Annotated in this window: 18 protein-coding genes; 13 read left to right on the forward strand and 5 right to left on the reverse strand. The window is 69.5% G+C overall.

Annotation, left to right across the window (positions count from 1 at the left end):
* Positions 1 to 158 precede the first annotated feature (158 nt).
* Positions 159 to 1,547 (forward strand): RNA polymerase sigma factor, encoded by a 1,389-nt coding sequence (locus ACPL7H_RS05610; RefSeq protein ID WP_424796076.1) that lies wholly within the window; start codon positions 159 to 161, stop codon positions 1,545 to 1,547.
* Positions 1,548 to 1,694: 147 nt separating this feature from the next.
* Here ACPL7H_RS05610 and ACPL7H_RS05615 read toward each other — a convergent pair whose 3' ends face one another.
* Positions 1,695 to 1,919, reverse strand: coding sequence for a DUF7455 domain-containing protein (locus tag ACPL7H_RS05615; RefSeq protein ID WP_424786051.1), 225 nt, complete (start codon positions 1,917 to 1,919; stop codon positions 1,695 to 1,697).
* A 122-nt stretch (positions 1,920 to 2,041) separates the two neighbouring features.
* Between ACPL7H_RS05615 and ACPL7H_RS05620 the strand changes: the two genes are divergently transcribed.
* Positions 2,042 to 4,216: a DNA gyrase/topoisomerase IV subunit B gene (locus tag ACPL7H_RS05620; RefSeq protein WP_424796077.1), complete on the forward strand. Its 2,175-nt coding sequence runs from the start codon at positions 2,042 to 2,044 to the stop codon at positions 4,214 to 4,216.
* Positions 4,217 to 4,325: 109 nt separating this feature from the next.
* Entirely contained in the window at positions 4,326 to 5,360 is a 1,035-nt protein-coding gene (locus ACPL7H_RS05625; RefSeq protein WP_424796078.1) for a GNAT family N-acetyltransferase, read from the forward strand.
* Between the two features lie 247 nt (positions 5,361 to 5,607).
* On the opposite strand, the gene ACPL7H_RS05630 is transcribed toward ACPL7H_RS05625, so the two are convergent.
* Positions 5,608 to 8,058 (reverse strand): DNA gyrase/topoisomerase IV subunit A, encoded by a 2,451-nt coding sequence (locus ACPL7H_RS05630; protein WP_424796079.1) that lies wholly within the window; start codon positions 8,056 to 8,058, stop codon positions 5,608 to 5,610.
* A 72-nt stretch (positions 8,059 to 8,130) separates the two neighbouring features.
* Between ACPL7H_RS05630 and ACPL7H_RS05635 the strand changes: the two genes are divergently transcribed.
* From ACPL7H_RS05635 to ACPL7H_RS05650, 4 genes are all read left to right on the forward strand, one after another.
* Positions 8,131 to 10,794, forward strand: a complete 2,664-nt coding sequence (locus ACPL7H_RS05635) for a GNAT family N-acetyltransferase (protein WP_424796080.1) — start codon at positions 8,131 to 8,133, stop codon at positions 10,792 to 10,794.
* A gap of 79 nt (positions 10,795 to 10,873) precedes the next feature.
* Positions 10,874 to 11,455 (forward strand): DUF5998 family protein, encoded by a 582-nt coding sequence (locus ACPL7H_RS05640; RefSeq protein ID WP_424786046.1) that lies wholly within the window; start codon positions 10,874 to 10,876, stop codon positions 11,453 to 11,455.
* On the forward strand, positions 11,452 to 12,600 hold the full coding sequence (locus ACPL7H_RS05645) for an alkaline phosphatase family protein (protein ID WP_424796081.1): 1,149 nt from the start codon (positions 11,452 to 11,454) through the stop codon (positions 12,598 to 12,600). The genes ACPL7H_RS05640 and ACPL7H_RS05645 overlap by 4 nt, the downstream gene beginning before the upstream one ends.
* A complete protein-coding gene (locus ACPL7H_RS05650) occupies positions 12,600 to 13,292 on the forward strand; it encodes a thymidine kinase (RefSeq protein ID WP_424796082.1) in 693 nt (230 codons plus the stop codon). The genes ACPL7H_RS05645 and ACPL7H_RS05650 overlap by 1 nt, the downstream gene beginning before the upstream one ends.
* Before the next feature lie 4 nt (positions 13,293 to 13,296).
* On the opposite strand, the gene sepH is transcribed toward ACPL7H_RS05650, so the two are convergent.
* Positions 13,297 to 14,499, reverse strand: coding sequence for a septation protein SepH (sepH, locus tag ACPL7H_RS05655; protein ID WP_424796083.1), 1,203 nt, complete (start codon positions 14,497 to 14,499; stop codon positions 13,297 to 13,299).
* 323 nt (positions 14,500 to 14,822) lie between these two features.
* On the opposite strand from sepH, the gene ACPL7H_RS05660 reads away from it, so the two are divergent.
* A complete protein-coding gene (locus ACPL7H_RS05660; RefSeq protein WP_424786042.1) occupies positions 14,823 to 15,122 on the forward strand; it encodes a DUF4193 domain-containing protein in 300 nt (99 codons plus the stop codon).
* Positions 15,123 to 15,153: 31 nt separating this feature from the next.
* Here ACPL7H_RS05660 and ACPL7H_RS05665 read toward each other — a convergent pair whose 3' ends face one another.
* Entirely contained in the window at positions 15,154 to 15,660 is a 507-nt protein-coding gene (locus tag ACPL7H_RS05665; protein ID WP_424796084.1) for a DUF3093 domain-containing protein, read from the reverse strand.
* Positions 15,661 to 15,749: 89 nt separating this feature from the next.
* Here ACPL7H_RS05665 and dut point away from each other — a divergent pair, with 89 nt between their 5' ends.
* The 5 genes from dut to ACPL7H_RS05690 all read left to right on the forward strand — a co-directional run bounded on the left by dut (position 15,750) and on the right by ACPL7H_RS05690 (position 22,233).
* Positions 15,750 to 16,259, forward strand: a complete 510-nt coding sequence (gene dut, locus ACPL7H_RS05670; protein ID WP_424796085.1) for a dUTP diphosphatase — start codon at positions 15,750 to 15,752, stop codon at positions 16,257 to 16,259.
* Positions 16,256 to 17,053, forward strand: a complete 798-nt coding sequence (locus tag ACPL7H_RS05675) for a DUF3710 domain-containing protein (RefSeq protein ID WP_424786039.1) — start codon at positions 16,256 to 16,258, stop codon at positions 17,051 to 17,053. The genes dut and ACPL7H_RS05675 overlap by 4 nt, the downstream gene beginning before the upstream one ends.
* Positions 17,050 to 17,913: a DUF3159 domain-containing protein gene (locus tag ACPL7H_RS05680; protein ID WP_424796086.1), complete on the forward strand. Its 864-nt coding sequence runs from the start codon at positions 17,050 to 17,052 to the stop codon at positions 17,911 to 17,913. Before ACPL7H_RS05675 ends, ACPL7H_RS05680 begins: the two co-directional genes overlap by 4 nt.
* 78 nt (positions 17,914 to 17,991) lie before the next feature.
* On the forward strand, positions 17,992 to 19,266 hold the full coding sequence (locus ACPL7H_RS05685) for a class I SAM-dependent RNA methyltransferase (protein ID WP_424796087.1): 1,275 nt from the start codon (positions 17,992 to 17,994) through the stop codon (positions 19,264 to 19,266).
* Between the two features lie 123 nt (positions 19,267 to 19,389).
* Positions 19,390 to 22,233 carry an aconitate hydratase gene (locus tag ACPL7H_RS05690; RefSeq protein ID WP_424796088.1) on the forward strand — a complete coding sequence of 948 codons (2,844 nt, stop codon included), beginning with the start codon at positions 19,390 to 19,392 and terminating at the stop codon, positions 22,231 to 22,233.
* Between the two features lie 200 nt (positions 22,234 to 22,433).
* Here ACPL7H_RS05690 and ACPL7H_RS05695 read toward each other — a convergent pair whose 3' ends face one another.
* Positions 22,434 to 23,891, reverse strand: coding sequence for a GuaB1 family IMP dehydrogenase-related protein (locus tag ACPL7H_RS05695; protein ID WP_424796089.1), 1,458 nt, complete (start codon positions 23,889 to 23,891; stop codon positions 22,434 to 22,436).
* Positions 23,892 to 23,973 lie beyond the last annotated feature (82 nt).

The raw sequence follows: 23,973 nt of genomic DNA on the forward strand, positions 1-23,973 counted from the left end.
GGCAGGCCACCGCTTGACCATCGGCGGGGACCCGATCGACACAGGATCGCATGCAGCGTCACCGGCGTCGATGCCCAGGGCAACACATCACCGGTCCGACCCAGACCGCACTGTTCGTTGCCTTGACATGACCCCGCGACAAGGAGATTTCCGAAGAGATGCCGGACACCACGATCGAGGACAATCCCGCGACGTCGACTCGCTCCCGTCGTACCAGCGGCACCGGGGCGAAGGGCACTGCGGCCACCAAGCCTGCGGCCAAGTCGGCCACCACGAAGAAGTCGGCCACCAAGACCGCGACCAAGCCACCCGCGAAGAGCGCTGCCAAGTCCACCACCAAGCCTGCCACGAAGAGCGCACCCAAGAGCGCCGGTACCGCCAAGAAGGCGACCAAGGCCGCTGCGAAGTCCACCAGCACCCGGAAGGCGGGTGCGAAGAAGCCCGGTGGTAACGGTTCCGAGGCCAACCTGACCGTGGTCGGGGAGACCGATGAGCAGGTCACGGGCAAGGACGACGTTGAGAAGACCGAGACCGAGGGGGTCGCGTTCGTCTTCTCCGACGCCGACGACGACGACGCACCCGCCCAGCAGGTCGTCACCGCCGGTGCCACTGCCGATCCGGTCAAGGACTACCTGAAGCAGATCGGTAAGGTCGCGCTGCTCAACGCCGTGCAAGAGGTGGAGTTGGCCAAGCGGATCGAGGCGGGTCTGTTCGCCGAGGAGAAGTTGGCCAACCCCCCGTACGGGTCGGATTGGGACAGGGCGAAGGCCAAGGCGGAGGAGCGGCGGATGTACCGCGACCTGCAGTGGATCGCCCATGACGGTAAGCGCGCCAAGAACCACCTGCTGGAGGCGAACCTGCGCCTGGTGGTCTCCCTGGCCAAGCGCTACACCGGCCGTGGCATGCTCTTCCTGGACCTGATCCAGGAGGGGAACCTGGGCCTGATCCGCGCGGTGGAGAAGTTCGACTACACCAAGGGTTACAAGTTCTCCACCTACGCCACCTGGTGGATCCGCCAGGCGATCACCCGGGCCATGGCCGACCAGGCCCGCACCATCCGGATCCCGGTGCACATGGTCGAGGTCATCAACAAGCTCGCCCGGGTGCAGCGCCAGATGCTGCAGGATCTGGGCCGTGAGCCGCTGCCGGAGGAGCTGGCCGCTGAGCTGGACATGACCCCGGAGAAGGTCGTGGAGGTGCAGAAGTACGGGCGTGAGCCCATCTCGCTGCACACCCCGCTGGGTGAGGACGGCGACAGCGAGTTCGGCGACCTGATCGAGGACTCCGAGGCCGTCGTCCCGGCCGACGCGGTCAGTTTCACCCTGCTGCAGGAGCAACTGCACGCGGTGCTGGACACGCTGTCCGAACGGGAGGCCGGCGTGGTCTCGATGCGGTTCGGGCTCACCGACGGGCAGCCGAAGACCCTCGATGAGATCGGCAAGGTCTATGGCGTCACGCGGGAGCGGATCCGCCAGATCGAGTCCAAGACCATGTCGAAACTGCGGCACCCGAGCCGTTCGCAGGTGCTGCGCGACTACCTGGACTGATCCTCGCCGGAGGAGTTCCGGAGGATCCGTTGCCCAGCAGACATGACTGTGGCCGGCAGGTTTCCCTGCCGGCCACAGTCATGTCTCGCGGTGGTGTCCCCGGCCGTCGTCACGCATGTGCGGACGACGGCACCGCGGCTCGCAGGATCAGACGCGCTCGTTCTGATCCTCGGTCAGGAGGCGCTCGCTCTCGTCCTGGATGTGAGTGGCCACGTCGGCCAACGGCTCGGCGTACTTGCGCCCATGGTGCGCGCAGAACAGAAGCTCGCCGGCCTCGAGGTGGACCCGGACGTAGGCCTGGGCTCCGCAGGCGTCGCAACGGTCGGCGCCGGTCAGTTCGGCAGTGGCATGTTCTGTGGTTAAGGCAGTCACACTGCTATGTAATCACCCGCCGGGCTCAAAGTCAGATCCGGGCGGGGTGGTTCGCTGACCGCGTAGCGCTATTCCCCACCCGGGGTGTGCCGTGGCCGACACCAGGACCGGCCTCGATCCGCATGGCGCTCCCGCGAACGGGCCCCTGTGCCTTCTACGATGGGGGTGTGGCACGTACTGACTCCAGTTACACCGCCCGGCACCTGTCCGTCCTGGAAGGGCTGGAGGCGGTGCGCAAGCGTCCGGGCATGTATATCGGTTCCACCGACTCGCGCGGACTGATGCACTGCCTGTGGGAGATCATCGACAACAGCGTCGACGAGGCCCTGGAGGGTCACGCCGACGCCATCGAGGTGATCCTGCACCAGGATGAGTCGGTGGAGGTCCGCGACAACGGCCGCGGCATCCCCGTGGACAACCTCACCGCCCTGAACATCTCCGGGGTGGAGGTGGTCTTCACCAAGTTGCACGCCGGCGGCAAGTTCGGCAACGGTTCCTACGCCGCCTCCGGTGGTCTGCACGGCGTGGGCGCCTCCGTGGTCAACGCGCTGTCCGAGCGGCTCGAGGTGCAGGTCGATCGCGGTGGGAGAACCCACGCGATGTCCTTCCACCGGGGCGAACCAGGAGTGTTCGCCGACAACGGCCGGCTGGACCCGGCCGCTCCGTTCACCCCGTTCGTGAAGTCCTCCGAACTGGCGGTGGTGGGCAAGGTGCCGCGCAAACGCACCGGAACCCGGGTGCGGTACTGGGCCGACCGGCAGATCTTCCCGGCCAGCGCCACGTTCTCCTACGACGAGTTGATCACGCGGGCCAGGCAGACCTCCTTCCTGGTCCCGGGACTGACCCTGACCGTGCGGGACGAGCGCAGGCTGCCCGGTACCCCCGGCGCAGAGGGAACGGTGGAGGAGGTGTTCCGCCATGACGGCGGGGTGCTGGACTTCGTCGACTTCCTGGCCACTGACGGGCCCGTCAGCGACATCTGGCACGTGCAGGGCGAAGGCACCTTCACCGAGACGGTCCAGCAACTCGACAGCAAGGGGCACCTGCGGCCGCACGAGGTGGAGCGGACCTGCAAGGTGGAGATCGGCCTGCGGTGGGGCGTGGGGTACGACACCGAGGTGCGCTCCTTCGTCAACATCATCGCCACGCCCAAGGGTGGAACACACCTCGCCGGGTTCGAGCACGGCCTGGTGAAGGTGATCCGCAAGCAGATCGAGGCCAATGCCCGCCGGCTGAAGATCTCGGCGAAGAGTTCCAAGGACCGGATCGAGAAGGACGACGTGCTGGCCGGGTTGACCGCCGTGGTCACCGTGAGTCTGCCCGAACCCCAGTTCGAGGGGCAGACCAAGGAGGTGCTCGGAACCTCCCAGGTGCGCTCAATCGTGGCCAAGGTGGTGGAGACGAACCTGACCGAGCGGCTCACCGCTACCAAGCGGGCCGACAAGGTCCAGGCCTCCGCGGTGCTGGAGAAGGTCGTGGGGGAGATGCGTGCCCGCGTCTCGGCACGGATGCAGAAGGAGTTGTCCCGGCGCAAGAACGCCCTGGAGACCTCTACCCTGCCCACGAAACTGGCCGACTGCCGCACCGACGAGGTGGAGCGCTCGGAACTGTTCATCGTTGAGGGTGATAGCGCCCTGGGCACGGCCAAACTCGCCCGGAACTCTGACTTCCAGGCGCTCTTGCCGATCCGGGGCAAGATCCTCAACGTGCAGAAGGCCTCGGCGGCCGACATCCTGAAGAACGCCGAGTGCGCCTCGATCATTCAGGTGCTCGGCGCAGGTTCGGGGCGTACCTTCGACCTCGATCAGGTGCGGTACGGCAAGGTGGTCCTGATGACCGACGCCGACGTGGACGGCGCGCACATCCGCACCCTGTTGCTGACCCTGTTCTTCCGGTACATGCGCCCGCTGGTGGAGGCCGGACGGGTGTTCGCAGCGGTCCCGCCGCTGCACCGGGTGCAGACGATGGCCCAGGGTTCGCGCAAGGGTGAGGTCACCTACACCTATTCCGAGGCCGAACTGCGCAAGTACCTGGCCAAACTCGAGCGCACCGGACGACGCTACGTCGAACCGATCCAGCGGTACAAGGGCCTGGGGGAGATGGACGCGGACCAACTCGCCGAGACCACGATGGACGTGGGCAAGCGAACGCTGCGCAAGATCACCATGGCCGACCAGCAGGCGATCGAGGAGGCCGAGAGCGTCTTCGAACTGCTGATGGGCAACGACGTGGCCCCGCGCAAGGACTTCATCGTGGCGGGGGCCGGTGCACTGGATCTGGAGCGGATCGATGCATGAGACCGCCGGCAGCGGCTCGGGAGTTTTTTGCTCGAACGGCCCCGGACGCATACCCTCTCGATGTGATCTGCCCGCTGCGTGTTGACCCGGTCCGCCCGAGGAGGCTGCGGTGAGTGAGAACCCCACGTCACTGCCCGAGCGGGCTCAGGCGCCCACGTTGCTGCCGATGCCGTCGGCCGAACTGGGCCTGACCTGGCGCGCGCTGCAGGTCGAGGACGCCCCGGCCCTGCACCGCCTCTTCCGCCGGATCGAGGTGCATGACAACCCGCCGTACCGCACCACCCTGGAAGAAGCCCGGGAGAACTTCTCCGGGGAGTGGAAGGATCCGCTGAACAACTCCTTGGCCGGGTTCGACGACGAGGGGACCATCTGCGCCTACGGCACCGTTGTGGTGCACCCGGGTGACACCCGCGTGGTGCGCGCCTTCCTGGAGGGCGGGGTGGATCCGCAATGGCGGCGCCTTGGGATCGGATCGGCGCTGGTGGACTGGCAGATGGCCAGGGCCCGTCAACTCCTGGCTGCCTCGGGCAAGGATGTGCCCGGACGAATCCTGGTGCACGTGGAGGAGGGCATGGCCGACGCCTCCAGCATGCTCACCGAGCGCGGCTTCCGCCCGATCCGCCACTACACCGAGATGCGCCGGGATCTGAGCCAGCCCATCCCGGAGGGCCCCCTGCCCAATCATCTCGAACTCGTGCCCTGGCGGGAGGAACTGGACGATCAGGTCCGGTTGGCCCACAACGACGCGTTCGCCAAGCACGACGGCTCCGAGCCGCACACACCGGAGACCTGGACCGACGGCCGCACCTACTTCGTGCCGTCCTGGAGCTTCCTGGTGCTGGACCGCACCACCGACCGGGCCCAGGTGGCCGGCTACCTGTACTCGGGCCGGTACGAGCAGGACTGGGAGGCCGTTGGCGGGTCCGAGGGTTACATCGACATCCTCGGGGTCCGGGAGGCGTGGCGCGGCAGGGGTGTCGGGACGGCACTGATGGCGCAGGCGTTGCGTGCCTACGCCGCGGACGGCATGCAGTACGCAGGCCTCGGGGTGGACGTGCCGGCGCTCCCGGCCGACTTCGGGCTCTTCGACAAACTCGGTTTCGAACGGTTCCGCCACTCCACCATGTACGCCGTGGAGATCTGACCCCACCGAGCCGTGGAGGTCTGACCCCACCGATGGGGCAGCGACGAGGTCTCCTCATCACCGGCCGCCTGCTCCTGGCAGGCTCCACCGTGGTGCACCTGGTCGCCCGACTCGGCGGCACCGCGGTGGTGTTCGTGGTTCCCGACGCCGGGGTGAACGGTGCTCGGAATCGGGCGCCGGCTGGTCCGGGAGAGTACCGCACCGGCGTGGGCACGCCCCTCTGGTGCCGCGACCTGACCAGGCCTGGTCAGCCCAGACCGGCGATCGGGGCGGGTACCGTCCGTCCGGAACCGTCCCGGCGCTCGTCGACCTCCGGCAGGTCCACCGCCTGACCACCGGAGCCCACCGCCCGTGCCGGCGCCGGAACCACCCCGGCCAGGTACAACGCGTCCTCCCCACGCAGGAACCGGTGGGCGCGCACCCCACCGGTCGCGCGTCCCTTGGCCGGGTAGGCGGCCAACGGAGTGACCTTGGCGCTACCCGGCACCGTCCCGGGAAGTGCGTCGACCGGCCCGGCCACGGTGACCACCTGGGCGTCCGTGCCCTGGGGCACCACCGCAAAGTGGATGACCCGCCCACCCTGGGGCAGTTTCACACCGGCGACACCGCCACCTGCGCGTCCCTGGGGACGGACCGCACCGGCGGAGAACCGCAGCAACTGGGCGCTGTCGGTGACGAACACCAGGTCGTCGTCGTCGCCGGCATGGGCGCCCCCGACCACCTCGTCGCCGCCCTTCAGGGTGATCACCGGCCAGGAATCGCGCTGCAACTGCTCGGGCGTGACGCGCTTGACCACCCCGTCCCGGGTACCGAGCGCCAGCGGTGGGCCCGCTGCCTCCAGGCTGGTGATCGTGACGACGCGCTCACCGCGCTCAAGCATCACCATCTCCGCCACCGGGACACCGCCCGAAGCGCTCGGCGGCCCATCGGTGGGGGGCAGCGCGGGGATCTCCACCACGCTGAGGCGGACCAAGCGGCCGGTGTTGGTCAGGACGGCGACCAGGCCGCGTGCCGTGGTGCGGACCGTGGCGGTCAGGGCGTCGTGGGCACTGCGTGCACCGGCCCGGACCACGTCGGCGTCATCGGCCGTGCGGGCCAGCAACCCGGTGGCCGAGAGCAGCACGTAGCAGGGGGAGTCGGGTACCTCCAGCGGGATCGCTTCGGCCTTGGACCGACGCACCGCGCCGGTCTCCACGGCAGCATCGGGGGCCGACTCCAGGAGCACCGTTCGCCGGGGCGTGCCGTGCTCGGCGGCCACCTGCGCGAGTTCGTCACCGACCACCTGGTGCAACAGTGCCTCGTCGTCGAGGATCATCCGCAAGTTCTCGATCTCGGTGGCCAGTTCGTCGCGCTCGGCCTCCAGCTCCAGCCGGGAGTACTTGGTGAGGCGGCGCAGGCGCAGCGCCAGGATGTAGTCCGCCTGGGCCTCGGACAGGTCGAACACCGTCATCAGCCGGTCCCGGGCGGATTGGATGTCCTCACTGGTGCGGATCACCTGGATGACCTCATCGATGTCCGCGATCGCGACCAGCAGGCCCTCCACCAGGTGAGCCCGCTCCAACTTCTTGTTCAGGTGGTAGTCGGTGCGTCGGCGCACCACCGTGATCCGATGGGCCAGGTACACCTGCAGCAGTTCCCGCAGCCCCAGCGTGCGAGGCTGGCCCTCCACCAGCGCGACGTTGTTGATCCCGAAGGATTCCTCAAGGGGGGTGTACCGGTACAACGCCGCCAGCACCGCCTCGGGATTGACCGAACTCTTTACCTCGATCACCATGCGGAGCCCGTGTTCTCGGTCGGTCAGGTCCGTCACCGCGGTGATGCCCTGCACCTTCTTGGACTGCACAGCGTCCTTGATCTTCTCGATCACCCGCTCTGGGCCCACCTGATAGGGCAGTTCGGTCACCACGATGGCCTTGCGCCGGGCGGTGATGTTCTCGATCCGGGCCGTGGCCCGGGTTCTGAAGGAGCCGCGGCCGGTCGCGTAGGCGTCCCGGATGCCCTCCAGGCCCACGACCTTGCCCCCCGAGGGCAGGTCGGGGCCGGGCACGAACCGGATCAGTTCGGCGAGTTCGGCGTCGGGGTTGGCCAGCAGGTGCCGCAGGGCGGCGACGACTTCGACCAGATTGTGCGGGGGCATGTTCGTGGCCATCCCGACCGCGATCCCGCTGGCACCGTTGACCAGCAGGTTCGGCAGTGCCGCGGGTAGCACCTCCGGTTGGGTGAGTTGGGAGTCGTAGTTCGGGACGAAGTCGACCACGTCGGCGTCCAGGTCCGCCACCATCGCCATCGCGGCCGGCGCCAGCCGGGCCTCGGTGTACCGGGCGGCGGCCGGACCATCGTCGAGGGACCCGAAGTTCCCGTGCCCGTCCACCAGCGGGAGCCGGAGCGAGAACGGCTGGGACATCCGCACCAGGGCGTCGTAGATGGCACCGTCACCGTGCGGGTGCAGTTTGCCCATCACGTCCCCGACCACGCGGGCGGACTTCACGTGCCCACGGTCCGGGCGCAGACCCATCTGCGACATCTGGAACAGGATTCGTCGCTGCACCGGCTTGAGCCCGTCGCGGGCGTCGGGCAGTGCGCGTGCGTAGATCACCGAGTAGGCGTACTCCAGGAACGAACCGCGCATCTCGGTGGAGACGTCGACGTCGAGGATCGTGCTCTGGGCAGCATCATCTGGGGTGGAACGACGGGCCATGGTGGCTATTGTCGCCCATCTGGACCGGTCGGTCCGGCCCACACACCGTGAGTGCCCGCATAGGATCGTCAGATGGCGCACAGCGGCAACTACCCAGCGCACTGGGAAGCCGACGTGGTGCTGCGGGACGGATCCACCATGCGCATCCGACCGATCCGCCCCGAGGACGCCGAGGCGCTGCAACGCTTCCACATGAGCCAGAGCGAACGCTCCACGTACTTGCGCTTCTTCGCTCCGATGGCCCGTCTCAGCGAGGAGATGCTGGCCCGGTTCACCCAGGTCGATCACCGCGACCGGGTGGCCCTGGTGCTCGTGGACGGGGAGGCCATCCTGGCCGTCGGCCGGTTCGAGCGGCTGGACGGCGGTGACGCCGAGGTCGCGTTCAATGTCGCCGACTCGGCCCAGGGGAAGGGTCTGGGGTCGGTGCTGCTGGAGCACCTGGCCGCAGCCGGGCGCGAGCTCGGGGTGCGCCGGTTCGTTGCCGATGTGCTGCCGCAGAACGCGCGCATGCTGCGGGTGTTCGCAGATGCTGGGTATGACGTGCAGTCCACGATGGACGACGGCATCCTCGCGGTCTCCTTCACCATCACCTCGACCGACAAGTCCCTGGCGGTGCTGGCCGAGCGTGAGCAGCGCTCCGAGGCCCTGAGCATGGCGGCACTGATGCGTCCGGCCGGGGTGTTGCTGGTGTGTGCCGGCCAGGAGGGACAGGCGTTCGGACGGGTGCTGCTGGGATCATTGACCCAGGAGGGTGCCCCGGGGGTGCAGGTGGTCGGCCTGGACGGGGCGCCGGGGGCGCTGAGTTCGTTGGACCAGGTGCGGCCCGGACCGGATCTGGCGCTGCTCGCGGCCCCGCCCGCGCAGGTGTTGGACCTGCTGGAGCCCCTGGCCGGGCTCGGGGTGCGCGGGGTGGTCCTCTATACCGGTGGGTTCGCCGCGCAGGCCGGCTCGGAACGCGTCTCCCAACGCATCCTGCGTCGTCGTGCGCGCCGGCACGGGCTGCGCTTGGTTGGCCCGAGGTCCTACGGGCTGATCACCAGCGCCGCCGACCGGGACGGGCCGGCGCCGCGGATCGAGGCGAGTCTGTACCCCAGCCCGCCGCGGCCGGGCTCGGTGGGAGTCTTCTGCCAGTCCGCCGCAGCCGGCCGGGCGTTACTGTCCGGCGCGGCGGCCCGGGACATGGGGGTGGCCTCGTTCGTCTCGGCCGGGCATCGCGTAGACGTATCCGGTAACGATGTGATGCAGCGATGGGTGGGCGATGAGTCCACCGCGGTGGCCTGCCTGCGACTGGAGTCGATCGGTAACCCCCGCAAGTTCTCCCGCGTGGCCCGCCGACTGTCCCAGGAGGGCCCGGTGGTCACCACGATCGCGGGCACCACCGGCCAGTTGAACCCACCCGGCCACGAGGTGGCCACCAGTGCGCTGCCCCGGCGGGCGCTGGATGAACTGATGCGCCAGGCGGGGGTACTCGTGGCCGAGACCGTCGATGATTCCCTGGACCTGGCCCTGTTGCTGTCCGAACAACCGCTCCCGGCCGGTGACCGGGTGCTGGTGCTGACCAACTCGGGCGCACAGGCCGCGATGATCACCGAACTGCTGCGTGGCGCCGAGCCCGCGCTCACCGGGGAAGTGCACACCCTCTCGCCCACCGCCGGGGTTGAGGCCTACAGCGAGCAGGTACGCGCCTTCGCCGGCCGCGACGACTGGGACGCCGCCCTGGTGGGGTACGTGCCGCTGCTGACCGACGACGGCGTGGGGGTGGCCGGGCAGGTGGCGCGTCTGAGCGCGACGTCCGGGCGCACCACCGTTGCGGTGATCGACGGGATGCGCGGCCTGGACGTCCACCTTCGTGCTTCCGGCCCCGACGGGCCGGTGCGGGTCCCGGCGTTCCCTACCCTTCGAACCGCCACCACGGCACTGGCCAAAGCGACAGGCTACGTGCGCTGGCGCGAGGCGGACCGGGGGGCCAGGGTGGACCCTGCGGGTGTCGACCGGACCGGGGCCAAGGCGCTCGTCCAGGCCGAACTGGCCTCTCTGCCGACCGGAAGTACCCGACGGCTCGCCGGGCAGGCGACCACCGACCTCCTCCGCATGTACGGGATCGAGTTGTGGAGCCAGCACACCGTCAGCAGCCTGGCTGAGGCACTGGAGGTAGCCGAGCAGATCGGCTGGCCAGTGGCGCTGAAGACCTCCGATGAGTTGCTGCGCCACCGGCTGGATCTGGGTGGCGTGCGGCTGGACCTGGGGTCCCCGACCGAACTCGCCGAGGCCTACCGCAGCGTTCAGCAGCGGGTGCGCTCGGTACTGGGACACGAGACCACCCTGGACATCCAGGCGATGGCCCCGGGTGGGACGGCGACCGTGATCGAGGCCGTGGAGGACCGTATGTACGGCCCGATCATCAGTTTCGGGCTAGCCGGGGACGCCAGTGAACTCCTCGGCGACGTCTCCTATCGGGTGCCTCCGCTGACGAACGTGGACGTGGCCTCCATGGTGCGTTCGCTGGGGGCGTCCGCCCGGCTGCTGGGCGGGGGCGGCCTGCCCGCGCTGAACATGGCGGGGGTGGAGGACGTGCTGGCGCGGGTGAGTGTGCTGAAGGAGGAACTGGCCGAGGTGTCCGCGGTGGCGTTGCACCCGGTGCTGGTCACCGAGACCACGATCACGGTGCTGGGTGCGCGCATCGATGTGGCCCACCCCGGCCGCGGGGATGCGGCCCGGCGGTTCCTGCCGGCCTGACGACGGCGGACGGCCGGGTGCCGGCAGTGAATCAGGTGTACGGACACCGAGGGTTGGCAACAAGTGGGACACTAGAGGCGTGCCAAAGTCACACACACAGCAATTGCGGCAGTTGCGGTCCGACATCGACCGTGCGGGGTACTACCCGGCACTGGTTGCCGAGGTCCTGGAAATCGCCCTTGCCGATGAGGAGATCGTGGCCCACCTGGTCCACCCCGAGACGGTGTTCGACCGTTCCGAGGTGCGCCGTCATGTGACCGCGCTGACGCTGACCCCGACCCGGCTGATCATCGCCCACGTCGACGACGTACCCGGCTCCAGCCCCGACGACGGGCACTCGGCTGCGGCTACCACCGAGTCGGTGGCGCTGTCCTCGATCCGGTCGGTGGCACTGACCCACGTCGTCTCCGACCCGGCCACCTACACCCCGGGCACAGGGGCCAGCGAGATCACCCTCGCCCTGAACTGGGGTTCGGTGCAGCGACTGGACCTTGAGCCCGCCAGTTGCCCGGACCCCGACTGCGAAGCGGACCACGGCTACGCCGGTACCGCAGTCCCCGATGACCTCGTGGTCCGGATCAGTGCCGCCGCGGAGGGCCGCGAGGCCACGGCCGCGGCGCTGGCGTTCGCCGCCGCGCTCTCGGCGGCTACCACGCAATGATCCCGGTGCTGGGCGACGTCCTGCTCGGTGCCGCCACGGGTGATCGTGAACCCTTCAGCGACGCCGCCGGGCGCGCCCGCGCGTCCCTGGGGCTACCGTCGGTGCGGTGCTGGTGTGTGGTGCTCGTCGACGGCCTCGGCTGGCACAACCTCTCCGGCCGGGGCGAGCACGCGCCGTTCCTGACCGGACAACTGACCGCCCAGACGGGCGCGGGGGCGCCGGTGACCAAACTGGCCGCGACGCTGCCCACCTCCACCGCCACGAACCTGTCCTACCTGGGCACCGCTCAGCGCGCGGGCGCCACCGCGATGCTCGGGTACGCCGTGCGCAACCCGGCCACGGCCGGGCTGCTGAACCTGATCTCCTGGAACGGGGGCGCGGATCCGGGCACGTGGCAGCGCGAACCCACGGTGTTCGAGCAGATGCTCGCCTCCGGTAGCCTGGCCGTCTCGATCGGTCCGTGGCAGTTTGAGGATTCCGGGCTCACCGTCGCCGCGCTGCGCGGAGCCCGGTACCACCCGGCTGAATCGTTGCCCGCCCGCGTCGACACCGCTATCGCACAGTTGCGTGACCCCGGGGTGGACCTGGTCTACCTGTACTGGGGGGAACTGGACTCCATCGCCCACCAGCACGGTTGGGAGGGCGCGGACTGGGCCGGCGGACTGGCCCGGCTCGATTCCGAACTGGAGCGTCTGGCGCGGTTGCTCCCGCTGGGTACCGGCATGCTGGTCACCGCTGACCACGGCATGATCGATATCCCCCGGCAGGAGATGGACGATAGGGCGGGTCGGATCGATGCCGCCACGCACCCCGAACTCTCCCGAGGGGTGGACCTGATCGGGGGAGAGGACCGCTTCCGCCACGTCTACACCCGTGAGCCGGAGGTGGTGGCCGCTCGCTGGGCCGAGGTTCTCGGGACGCGCGCGGTGGTGCTCACCAGGGCGGATGCGATAGCGGCGGACTACTTCGGCCCGGTGGCCCCGCATGCCGAGGAGATCATCGGGGACGTGGTGGTGGCCACGCAGGGACGGGTCGCCATCCAGGACAGCGCACAACAGTCCGCCGCATCACTGGGATTGGTGGGGATGCACGGCTCCACCTCAGCAGTCGAGCAGGACGTGCCCCTGGTGGCGGTACTGGGCTGATGGCGGAACTGGTGTTCTTCGCCGGGACGATGGATTGCGGCAAGTCGACTCTGGCGATGCAGATGGACTACACCCACGCCCGCCGGGGACGGCGGGGGCTGATCTATACCCAGCATGACCGGGCCGGTGATGCGAAGATCTCCTCCCGGCTCGGGCTGAGTCGTGCCGCGATCGAAGTGGGTCCTGGGACCGACTTCTGGGCGGATGTGACCCAGCGCCGGATGCGCGGCTGGGTGGTGGACTACCTGGTCTGCGACGAGGCGCAGTTCTACTCCGCCACACAGGTGGACCACCTGGCCCGCCTGGTCGATGAGTTGGACATCGACGTCTTCACCTTCGGAATCATGACGGACTTCCGCACCCGGATGTTCGCCGGCTCGGCCCGCTTGGTGGAACTGGCCGACCGCGTCGAGACGCTGCAGGTGCAGGCACTGTGCTGGTGCGGGCGGCGCGCCACCCACAACGCCCGGACGGTCGGTGGACGGATGGTCATCGACGGCGAGCAGGTGGTGGTGGCCGACACCGGCTCCAGTGCGCAGGTCGCCTACGAGGTGCTCTGCCGCCGCCACCACGTGCGTCGACTGACAGCAGCCGCGGCGCGCGCGGTCACGCCGTCACCGGACACGCTCAGTCTGGACGGGTTCGGCGTGGACGCCAAGACCCGCGGCCTGCCCGGGGTTGACGGCGACTGACTGCTCAGTCGTTCTTGGCGCCGAAGACGATCTCGTCCCAGGACGGCACACTGGTGCGACGACTGCGCCGCGCACGTCGGCCGGCGCGTTTGTCCGGCCCGGTGGACGCCTCGGACGGCTTTGCGCCGGGCCTGGTGGTGCCGTCATCTCCTGCGGTGCTGTCGCGACCGTTGCTGTCGGCACTGCGGTCGTTGCTCGCCGGTTCGGCCACCGCGTCCGGAGCCGATCCGGGGCCGGGCAGGATGGTGGCGTCGGTGGCGTCCTGCGGCCGCGAGGCGGCCGGATGGGCACCTGGGGCCTCATCCCACAAGGTGGGTTGCTGCTCGCCGTCGCGCAGGACCTGCTCGGCCAGTGCCTCATCGTCGATCTCCACCCGTTGGCGGACCCCGCGTGAGCCGTTCAGCTCCGCCAGCAGGGTCTCGGTACTGGCCTCCTGGGCCGGCGAGTCGGCGTCGCCGTGCTCCGCCGAACCGGCCGGGGTGTCGTGGTCGGCCTCGGGATCAGCGGGACGGATGTCCGGCACGATCCGGGGCCGGGAGTCCCGGATCACCGCATCCACCGCATGCAGCGCCGGGGCGATGTCGGCGTCGGTCTCCACGTCGTAGAGGCGGGCACCGCGTACCGAACTCAGGTGCCGGCTGCCGCCGGCCAGGTCGGTCTCGGAGAGCCAGCGGCTCTCGTCGTCGAGTGCGGTGAAGGTTCCCGCAGTCAGATCCACTTCCCAGGCCGCTTCCTGGTCTTTGTCGCCGGCATGGAAGGAGGCGACCACGTGCCAGGGGTCGGTGTTCTGACGGCGCGCGTCCCAGGTCAGCGACTCCTCGCTCACGCCCCGCGCCGCCAGCCGGTCCAGGACCACCTCACCCAGGGTGGGGGAGCCGGCGGAGTGGCCGATGTGCAGCGCGCGCGCCCGGCCGGCCACGTACTCGCGCTCGGCCAGTACCGGGCCCTCGTAGCGGCGCACCTGCTCCACCGGCAAGCCGGCTTCGGCCGCCACGGTCTCAGCCGAGGCGCCGGCCCGGATCATCGATTGGATCTGGCGTGGTCGCGGCGCGACTTCGGAGCGCACCTTCTCCAGGTGCGGACGGTCCCGGCGTACGGCGGCACGCAGTGCCTCATCGATCGTGAGCCGGTGCCGATCGCCGTCGGGGTCGATCAGGATGAGGTGATCCCCGTCGGGGTGGATCCCGACGAGTTCTAGATCAGCCATGGCACCTCCAGAAGGTCTGCGGTCTTCACCCTGCCAGCAGATGTCCGGCTCCGCCCGGATTCTGCTCGGTGTGGCGCATGAACTCTGGGCCCGCGCGCCCGTTCCACGCGGCCGTCGCGGACCGACTCCGGGCGCCCGGGCCCGGGCCGGAACGGACTTGAGTTCACGCGATGGGCGAACAGACGTGCAATTTCGGTTCGGATCAGGCACAATCCCATCGCCACCTCCACGCACCAGAGCCGATCGGAACAAAATCTGACCGCGTGCGTTGAGCATGCTACAGACCTGCCGAATCACTGTTTACGAACGGGAGTCCCCGCCCCATGGCCACCGACTACGACGCACCGCGCAAGACCGAAGAGGACCTCAGCGAGGACTCGCTGGAGGAGTTGAAGGCCCGTCGGGCAGAGAAGAACTCCCCCTCGGTGGACGAGGACGAGGCGGAGGTCGCCGAGGGTTTCGAACTCCCCGGGGCCGACCTGTCCGGGGAGGAACTCTCGGTCACCGTGGTGCCGCCGCAGGCCGATGAGTTCACCTGCTCCCGGTGCTTCCTCGTTCACCACCGCAGCCAGTTGGCCTACCAGGAGGGTGGCCAGCCGGTCTGCTCGGAGTGCGCCGCCTGAGTTAGGCCGGTCCCAGCGAGCCAGTGCTCGGTCAGTTCGCGTGCTGCTGACCGAGCGCGGCCACGAGACGCTCGGGGAACCGGGTGCCGACCAGCCAGTACGGGGTGGGATCGGTCGGATCGATCACCGGCACCCGCACCCCGGTGCGCACCCAGGGCCGCTGGCACACGTAGGCGTCGCTGCGCAGTTGGGGCCCCATCGCCTGTTGCATCTGGACCACGTCCAGGCTGCGCGCCGGCCCCAGGTGGTCCGCCTCGATGCGGGCCCGGCCGGCGTGCAGCCATCGCACGCCCTCCGGTGCCGCGCGGACCCGGACCACCGGGGAGCCCGCCCACAGCGCCGCGGCGACGCCGAGGGCACCCAACAGCGCCACCACGGTGCCGGCCACGTTGTGCACAGCGGAGAAGATGAACCACAGGGCAAGGCCCACCGCGGGCGCGAGCAGCCACATCAGCGGGGTGGGGAGGAGACGTTCGGAGTAGACCTCATCGGTGCCCGCGGGAGCGTTCCCGGGCGGCGGTGCAGCGGAGCCGGACATGCTCCAAGCCTGCCACGCCCGGCGGCCACCGGCGCGCGCCCCACGGACACCGCGGAGAGGACGCCGATGCACCGAGTAGGCTCGAGCGTGTGACACAGCCTGATGATCCCGGCGCGCAGGTACCGGTACTGGTCCAGCAACTGGACGCCGACCTCCCGCTGCCCTCCTACGCCCATCCCGGCGATGCCGGTCTGGACCTGCACGCCCGCACCGACGTCGAGTTGCCTCCGGGTGCACGGGCGAAGGTGCCGACCGGAATCGCCATCGCCCTGCCCGAGGGGTACGCCGCGTTCGTGCACCCGCGCTCGGGTCTGGCCGCACGGCACGGGATCACCGTGGTGAACGCACCCGGCACCGTCGACGCGGGCTACCGGGGGGAGATCAACGTTATCCTGGCCAACACGGACACCAGAGCACCGGCCCACCTGAAACGAGGGGACAGGGTCGCCCAACTGGTCATCCAGCAGGTGAGCAGGGCCCGCCTGATTCAGGTGGACCGGTTGCCGGGAACCGCGCGTGGGGACGCGGGGTTCGGGTCGACCGGTGGTTTCCTCCCGCAGGAGCAGGCCACCCGGAGCGGAGGAGAGGCCAAGTCATGAGGTGGTTCAAACGAAAGGACCGGCGCACCCGCGCCGGAGGCGTGATCGGGCCCGACGAGTCCGAACTCGCCCACTGGAACACCAGCGAGGACGAGCGTGATGACGCGGACCTCGAGGACCCCGATGGCGCCGTCGATGCCGACGAGGACGGGTCCGGGGCCGACGACGCCCGTGGCGAACCGGCCCATGGTCCCTGGGACGTGGCCGAAGCTCCGTCCGAGGAGGGTCTGATCGATCTCGGTGCGGTTCGTATCCCTAAGCGGCCCGGGCTGCAGGTTCGGATGGAACTGGACAAGAAGACCCGGCGAATCGTGGCGGTCAACCTTGCCCTGGAGGGGTCCGCGCTGCAGGTGCAGCCCTTCGCTGCACCCCGCAGCGAAGGGCTGTGGGAGGAGTTGCGGGCCGAGATCGCCGAGTCGATCAAGAAGCAGGGCGGCAGCGCGGACGAACGCACGGGTGCGTTCGGTCGGGAACTGCTGGCCCGCCTGCCGGTGCGGATGCCGGACGGTCGCAGCGGGACCAGACCCGCGCGGTTCCTGGGGGTCGACGGCACTCGTTGGTTCCTGCGCGGTGTGCTCACCGGGAAGGCGACCGTGGAGGCCCAAGCCGCCGAGGTGATGGAGGACATCTTCGCCGGGATCGTGGTGGACCGTGGCAATGAACCGCGTCCGCCGCGTGAATTGCTCAGCCTGCACCTGCCTGGCCAGTCGGCGCAGCCCCAGGCACCGGCCCAGGAAGAACGGCTCACGATCCGGCTGCCCAAGCGGGGGCCGGAGATCACCGAGGTGCGATGACCTCCGCCGATCGCCCCGCCGGGTCCGGTCCGGCCGTGCCCGGCCGCGGCGTGCAACAACTGGGTCAGGGGCGGTTCGACCTGACCGCCTCTGTCGGCGGTGTTCGCGGGTTGCTGGAGTCGATCGCACCGGGCCTGGTGTTCGTGGTGGTCTTCGTGGCCACCCGGGATCTGACCTGGTCGCTGATCGGCGCAGGAGCATTGGCGGTGGTGGCGGCATTGAGCCGCCTGGTCTCTCGCAGTTCGTTGAACTACGTCTTCGGCGGTCTGGTCGGGGTCGGCATCGGGACCGTCTGGGCGTGGCGGACCGGGCAGGCCGAGGACTTCTTCGTATGGGGGCTGTACGTCAACGCGATCGGCGTCCTGGTGTCGCTGGGCTCTATCCTTGCGCGGCGCCCACTGGTGGGAGTGCTCGTCGGTGCGTTGATGCCCGGTTTCGGGCAATGGCGCCAGGACCGTGCCGCGGTTCGGATCCTGAGTTGGGCCACGGCGCTGTGGGTGCTCTTGTTCGGGCTGCGACTGGGGGTGCAGTTGCCGCTCTACCTCAATGCTCAGGTTGGCTGGTTGGGGACCGCCCGGCTGGTGATGGGGGTGCCGCTGTGGGCGGTGGTGCTGTATCTGACCTGGTTGCTGGTGCATCCGCTGATCAAGGCCTCGAGGCAGGCACAGGAGGAGGCCATCGTCGACGCCCCCGAGGCTGACAGCACCGTTGACGGCCCGGCCACCACTGACGCCGTGGCCGGGCCCGATCGCGCGCCGAACCCGGACGGCGCGGCCGGCCCGGATGGTGCGGCCGGCCCGGATGGTGCGGCCGGCCCGGACGGTGGCCCGAGCACGGACGGCGCCCGCCCCCGGCGCTAGCCCTGCGTTCGAGGGTCAGGACCGGGGTCGAGGGCCAGTACGCTCGAACGTCACTCACACCCGCGAAGGCGAGCACCAATGCCCGATCAGTTGCTGGACCTGACCATCGGCCCGCCGGCCCACGGCGGCCACTGCGTGGCGCGCCACGACGGGCGGGTGGTGTTCGTGCGGCACACACTGCCCGGCGAGCGGGTCCGGGCCAGGGTCACCGACGCCACCAGCCGCTACTGGCGCGCTGATGCGATCGAGGTTCTGGAGCCCTCGCCGGACCGGGTCCCCAGCGTCTGGCCCGAGGCCGGGCCCGGTGGCGTGGGTGGCGGGGAACTGGCTCACGTTGCCCTCCCGGCCCAGCGCGCCTGGAAACGGGACGTGATCACCGACGCGCTGCGTCGCATCGGGCATATCGGCCCCGACCACCCCGCGGTGGCGCCGCTGCAGGTCGAGTACGTGCCGCTGCCCGAGGGGCCGAGCCCGGTACCGGGCACCGGGTACCGCACCCGGGTCACGTTGATAGCCGACGGCGAGGGCCGGGCCGGCATGCACGGTCACCGCAGCGATGCGGTGCTCGGGGTGGGCTCCCTGCCGCTGGCCCACGCGCGGATCCATGAGCTGGACCTGCTCGGGCGCACCTGGCCGGCCGGCGCGCGGATCCAGGCGGTCGCACCTTCCGCCGGGGCCCCGGTGGTTCTCGTGGACGGCCGTCCGAGCGAGGCCACATCACGCGGACGGCGTGCCGCCGGGAACACGGACAGACCCGCCCGGGTTCGTGAGGTGGTCCGGACCGGCGAGCAGACCTACACCTACCGGGTCAGTGCCGATGGCTTCTGGCAGGCCCATGCCGGAGCCCCGGCGGCGTTAGTGGCCGAAGTGCTCCGGGCGGCAGAACTCCGGCCGGGCCAGCGCGTCCTGGAACTGTACTCCGGCTCGGGTCTATTCACCGCGCCACTGGCCGCGGCCGTGGGTGCGCAGGGGCGGGTAGACGCCGTCGAGGGCGCTTCCGGGGCGGTGCGCGATGCCCGCCGAAACGCCCACGGACTGGACCAGATCCATCTCCACGATGCCGACGTGCGCAGATTCGTCACCGGCCACGCCCAGGCGGGTGGCGACGACGGGAGAGCCGACGTCGTCGTCCTGGATCCGCCGCGTTCCGGAGCCGGGGAAGCGGTGATGCGCGCTCTTGTGGCGACCGGCCCGGAACGGGTGGTGTACGTGGCCTGCGATCCGGCCGCGCTCGCCCGGGATGCTGCCGCGGCCAGGAACGTCGGGTATGAACTGGCGAGCCTGACCGCGTTCGACCTGTACAGCCACACCCATCACGTGGAGTGCGTGGCCGTGCTGGCCCCCGGCGTGTGAGTGGCGCATCCGCCGGCACCCCGGTAGGATTATCTCGACATCAAGATAAATATCGGACGCTCGTGTCCCGGAAGTGCCAGGATGGTGCCAGGGACATCCACGCCGTCGACGCAAGGAGCCACCGTGAGCCACGTGGACAGTTTTTCGTCCAAGTCCACCCTGTCCGTCCAGGGAACCGATTACGAGATCTACCGCCTCAGCGCGGTGCCCGGTGCCGAGCGGTTGCCGTACAGCCTCAAGGTGCTCGCGGAGAACCTGCTGCGCACCGAGGATGGTGCCAACATCACCGCCGACCACATCCGCACCCTGGCCGAGTGGGACCCGCAGGCCCAGCCTTCGCACGAGATCCAGTTCACCCCGGCCCGGGTGGTGATGCAGGACTTCACCGGTGTGCCGTGCGTGGTGGACCTGGCCACGATGCGCGAGGCCGTGGCCGACCTCGGCGGGGACCCGGCCTCGATCAACCCGCTGTCCCCGGCTGAGTTGGTGATCGACCACTCGGTGCAGATCGACGTCTTCGGTACCCGGGACGCGTTCGCGCGCAACGTGGAGTTCGAGTACCAGCGCAACCACGAGCGCTACCAGTTCCTGCGTTGGGGTCAGACGGCCTTCGATGACTTCAAGGTGGTGCCGCCGGGCACCGGTATCGTCCACCAGGTCAATATCGAGTACCTGGCTCGCGTGGTGATGACCCGCGAGCACGGTGAGGGCGAGGACGCGGTGCTGCGGGCCTACCCCGACACCCTGGTCGGTACCGACTCCCACACCACGATGGTCAACGGCCTGGGCGTGCTGGGCTGGGGCGTCGGAGGGATCGAGGCCGAGGCCGCCATGCTCGGCCAGCCGGTATCGATGCTGATCCCGCGGGTGGTGGGGTTCAAACTCGAAGGGGAGATTCCCTCCGGCGTGACTGCGACCGATGTGGTGCTGACCATCACCGAGATGCTGCGTGAGCACGGTGTGGTCGGCAAGTTCGTCGAGTTCTACGGCGAGGGCGTGGCCCAGGTGCCGCTGGCCAATCGCGCCACGATCGGGAACATGAGCCCGGAGTTCGGCTCGACCGCGGCGATGTTCCCCATCGATGAGGTCACCCTGGACTACCTGCGCCTGACCGGCCGCAGCGACGAACAGGTCGCGCTGGTGGAGGCCTACGCCAAGGAACAGGGCATGTGGCTGGATCCATCGGCCGAGGAGCACATCGAACCTGCCTACTCCGAGTACCTCACCCTGGATCTGTCCACCGTGGAGCCCTCGATCGCCGGACCGAAGCGACCCCAGGACCGGATCGCGCTGAGCAACTCCAAGGAACAGTTCCTCGCGGACCTGAAGAACTATGCGGTGAACGGCGAGGGGATCGAGAAGAGCCCGGTGGACAGCCGCCTGGCTGACACGTTCCCGGCCTCCGACGCCACGGCGCAGCCTGCCAACGCGGAGTCATCCCAGGCCGGGGCGCCTTCCCACTCGCCGACGCCACCGGCGTCCTACCACCGGGCCTCCAACCCCACCGAGGTGACCACCCCGGAGGGCACCACGTACGAGCTGGACCACGGGCACGTGGCGATCGCCTCGATCACCTCTTGCACGAACACCTCCAACCCCTCGGTGATGATGGCCGCGGGCCTGCTGGCCCGCAACGCCGTGGACCGGGGGCTGGTCTCCAAGCCCTGGGTGAAGACCTCGTTGGCACCTGGCTCCCAGGTGGTCACGAACTACTTCGAGAAGGCCGGGCTGTGGCCCTACCTGGAGAAGCTGGGCTTCCACCTGGTCGGCTACGGTTGCACCACCTGCATCGGCAACTCCGGTCCGCTGGACGAGGAGGTCACCGAGGCCGTGAACCGGCACGACCTGTCGGTGGTCTCGGTGCTGTCCGGTAACCGCAACTTCGAGGGCCGGATCAACCCGGACGTGAAGATGAACTACCTGGCCTCACCGCCGCTGGTGGTCGCCTACGCGCTGGCCGGCACCATGGACTTCGACTTCGCCAACGAGCCCCTGGGTACCGACAGCGATGGCAACGAGGTGTTCCTGCGGGACATCTGGCCCGACACCGACGAGGTACAGCGCACCATCGACGAGAACATCAACCGGGAGATGTTCGCCTCCGACTACGCCGACGTCTTCGCCGGTGACGATCACTGGCGCGCGCTGCAGACCCCGGAGGGCGACACCTTCGCCTGGGACCCGGAGTCGACGTATGTGCGCAAGCCCACGTACTTCGAGGGCATGGAGCGCGAGGCGACACCGGTCGAGGACATCACCGGGGCCCGGGTGCTCGCCAAACTCGGCGACTCGGTCACCACCGACCACATCTCGCCGGCCGGTGCGATCAAGCCGGACTCCCCGGCGGGCCGGTACCTGACCGAGAACGGGGTGGCCCGGCGGGACTTCAACTCCTACGGCTCCCGCCGTGGTAACCACGAGGTGATGATTCGGGGAACCTTCGCCAACATCCGGCTACGCAACCAGTTGCTGGACGGCGTCGAAGGCGGGTTCACCAAGAACCTCCTCACCGGCGAGCAGACCTCCATCTACGACGCCGCGCAGGCTTACGCCGAGGAGAACATCCCGCTGGTGGTGCTGGGTGGCAAGGAGTACGGCTCCGGTTCCTCCCGGGACTGGGCGGCCAAGGGCACCTTGCTGCTGGGCGTGCGGGCGGTCATCACCGAGAGTTTCGAGCGGATCCACCGGTCGAACCTGATCGGGATGGGCGTGCTGCCCCTGGAGTACCCCGAGGGCGAGAGCGCCGACAGCCTCGGATTGGACGGCACCGAGACGTTCGACATCAGCGGTATCACCGAGCTGAACGAGGGCCGTACCCCGAAGACGGTCAAGGTCACCGCCACCAAGGACGACGGCGAGGACGTCACCTTCGACGCCGTGGTGCGGATCGACACCCCGGGTGAGGCCGACTACTACCGCAACGGCGGCATCCTGCAGTACGTGCTGCGCTCCCTCGTGGCGGCCTGAACCGACACAGCGCGCTCCGAACCATTCCGACCCGCAGCCGGACACACCCGGCTGCGGGTCGGCCCGTCTACCCGCCGCGGCGGCGTGTCCGCCGGCCTCGAATGCCCTGATCACCGATCCTGTCTCGGCTCAGCCACTGGACCTCTTCCCGGCCGCCATCGCCGACCCGCGGGGTGGCACCGCAGCGCGGTTGGCCCTGGCTACCATCCCGCCGGCAGCGGACGTCCCTCCTCATACCCTGCAGCCGACTGCAGGCCCACCACCGCCCGCTCGGCGAACTCGGCCATCGTGGTGGCTCCGGCATACGTGCAGGCGCTGCGCAGGCCGGAAGTGATGTGGTCCAGCAGATCCTCCACCCCCGGGCGGTCCGGGTCCAGGTACATCCGCGAGGAGGAGATGCCCTCCTCATACAGGGCCCGGCGGGCCCGCTCGAACGCGGTGGCGGCAGCGGACGCGCGGGCGGCGACCGCCCGCGCCGAGGCCATCCCGAACGACTCCTTGTACAGGCGCCCATCGGTGTCGGTGTGCAGGTCGCCCGTTGACTCGTGGGTACCGGCGAACCAGGATCCGACCATCACCTGGCTGGCACCGGCCGCCAGGGCCAGGGCGATGTCGCGCGGGTAGCGGACCCCGCCGTCGGCCCACACGTGGGCACCGAGCGAGCGGGCCCGCTCCGCACACTCGGCCACCGCAGAGAACTGTGGCCTGCCCACCGCCGTCATCATCCTCGTGGTGCACATCGCCCCCGGACCAACACCGACCTTGACGATGTCGGCACCTGCCTCGACGAGGTCGCTGACGCCGTCGGCGGTGACCACGTTGCCCGCGATCACCGGCACCTGAGGATCCAGGCCGCGCACCGCCCGCAGCGCGGTGAGCATCTTCACCTGGTGCCCATGCGCGGTGTCCACCACGAGCATGTCCGCGCCCGCCGCCAGCAACCCCTCGGCCCGCGCGACGACGTCACTGTTCACCCCGATCGCAGCCCCTACGAGCAACCGGCCCGAGGAGTCGGTGGCCGGGGTGTAGATGGAGGATCGCAGCGCTCCGAGGCGGGTGAGGACGCCGACGAGGGCGCCGTCGTCGTCGATGACCGGAGAGAACCGGCGCCGGTAGCGGTGCTGGGTCTCGAACGCGGTCCGCAACGCGTCGTCGCCGTCGAGCACCGACAGTGGGAGGCAGGTGGGTTCGGGTGTCATCACCTCGCGCACCTGCGTGAACTGGTCCACCCCCTGGCAGTCCCCGCGGGTGAGGACACCGACGGGCCTGTCGTCGGTATCGAGCACCACGGCCGCACCGTGGCTGCGCTTGTCGATCAAGGTGACCGCGTTGTGCACGGTGTCGGTGGGGGAGAGCACCACCGGGGACTCCAGCACCGGGTGCCGGGACTTCACCGAGGCGATCGTGCGTGCCACCTCCTCCAACGGCAGGTCCTGGGGCAGGATCGCCACGCCTCCGCGTCGGGCGACGGTCTCGGACATCCGCCGGCCGCTGACCGCGGTCATATTGGCCACCACCACCGGGATCGTGGTGCCGGCGCGGTCGACCGGGGTCAGGTCGACGTCGAACCGGGAGCCCACGTCGGAACGGGTCGGGACCAGGAAGACGTCGCCGTAGGTCAGATCGGAACGCACGGTGTGTCCGGGCAGGAATCTCATGGTTCCAGGGTAAGTGGCTTAGTATGAAGCGCGCGCACCGACGCGTGCCACTACCCTGCGGACCAACGACACCCCAGTCGGC

The organism is Pseudactinotalea sp. Z1732 (assembly GCF_049724975.1).
Taxonomy (GTDB): Bacteria; Actinomycetota; Actinomycetes; order Actinomycetales; family Beutenbergiaceae; genus CALKWS01.

Excerpts from the sequence above, each read along its gene's own strand:
- ACPL7H_RS05610 (WP_424796076.1), top strand. The coding sequence starts at position 159 with ATGCCGGACACCACGATCGAGGACAATCCCGCGACGTCGACTCGCTCC.
- ACPL7H_RS05620 (WP_424796077.1), top strand. The coding sequence starts at position 2,042 with ATGGCGCTCCCGCGAACGGGCCCCTGTGCCTTCTACGATGGGGGTGTG.
- ACPL7H_RS05630 (WP_424796079.1), bottom strand. The coding sequence starts at position 8,058 with ATGGCCCGTCGTTCCACCCCAGATGATGCTGCCCAGAGCACGATCCTC.
- ACPL7H_RS05635 (WP_424796080.1), top strand. The coding sequence starts at position 8,131 with ATGGCGCACAGCGGCAACTACCCAGCGCACTGGGAAGCCGACGTGGTG.
- ACPL7H_RS05645 (WP_424796081.1), top strand. The coding sequence starts at position 11,452 with ATGATCCCGGTGCTGGGCGACGTCCTGCTCGGTGCCGCCACGGGTGAT.
- ACPL7H_RS05650 (WP_424796082.1), top strand. The coding sequence starts at position 12,600 with ATGGCGGAACTGGTGTTCTTCGCCGGGACGATGGATTGCGGCAAGTCG.
- sepH (WP_424796083.1), bottom strand. The coding sequence starts at position 14,499 with ATGGCTGATCTAGAACTCGTCGGGATCCACCCCGACGGGGATCACCTC.
- ACPL7H_RS05660 (WP_424786042.1), top strand. The coding sequence starts at position 14,823 with ATGGCCACCGACTACGACGCACCGCGCAAGACCGAAGAGGACCTCAGC.
- ACPL7H_RS05665 (WP_424796084.1), bottom strand. The coding sequence starts at position 15,660 with ATGTCCGGCTCCGCTGCACCGCCGCCCGGGAACGCTCCCGCGGGCACC.
- ACPL7H_RS05675 (WP_424786039.1), top strand. The coding sequence starts at position 16,256 with ATGAGGTGGTTCAAACGAAAGGACCGGCGCACCCGCGCCGGAGGCGTG.
- ACPL7H_RS05680 (WP_424796086.1), top strand. The coding sequence starts at position 17,050 with ATGACCTCCGCCGATCGCCCCGCCGGGTCCGGTCCGGCCGTGCCCGGC.
- ACPL7H_RS05685 (WP_424796087.1), top strand. The coding sequence starts at position 17,992 with ATGCCCGATCAGTTGCTGGACCTGACCATCGGCCCGCCGGCCCACGGC.
- ACPL7H_RS05695 (WP_424796089.1), bottom strand. The coding sequence starts at position 23,891 with ATGAGATTCCTGCCCGGACACACCGTGCGTTCCGATCTGACCTACGGC.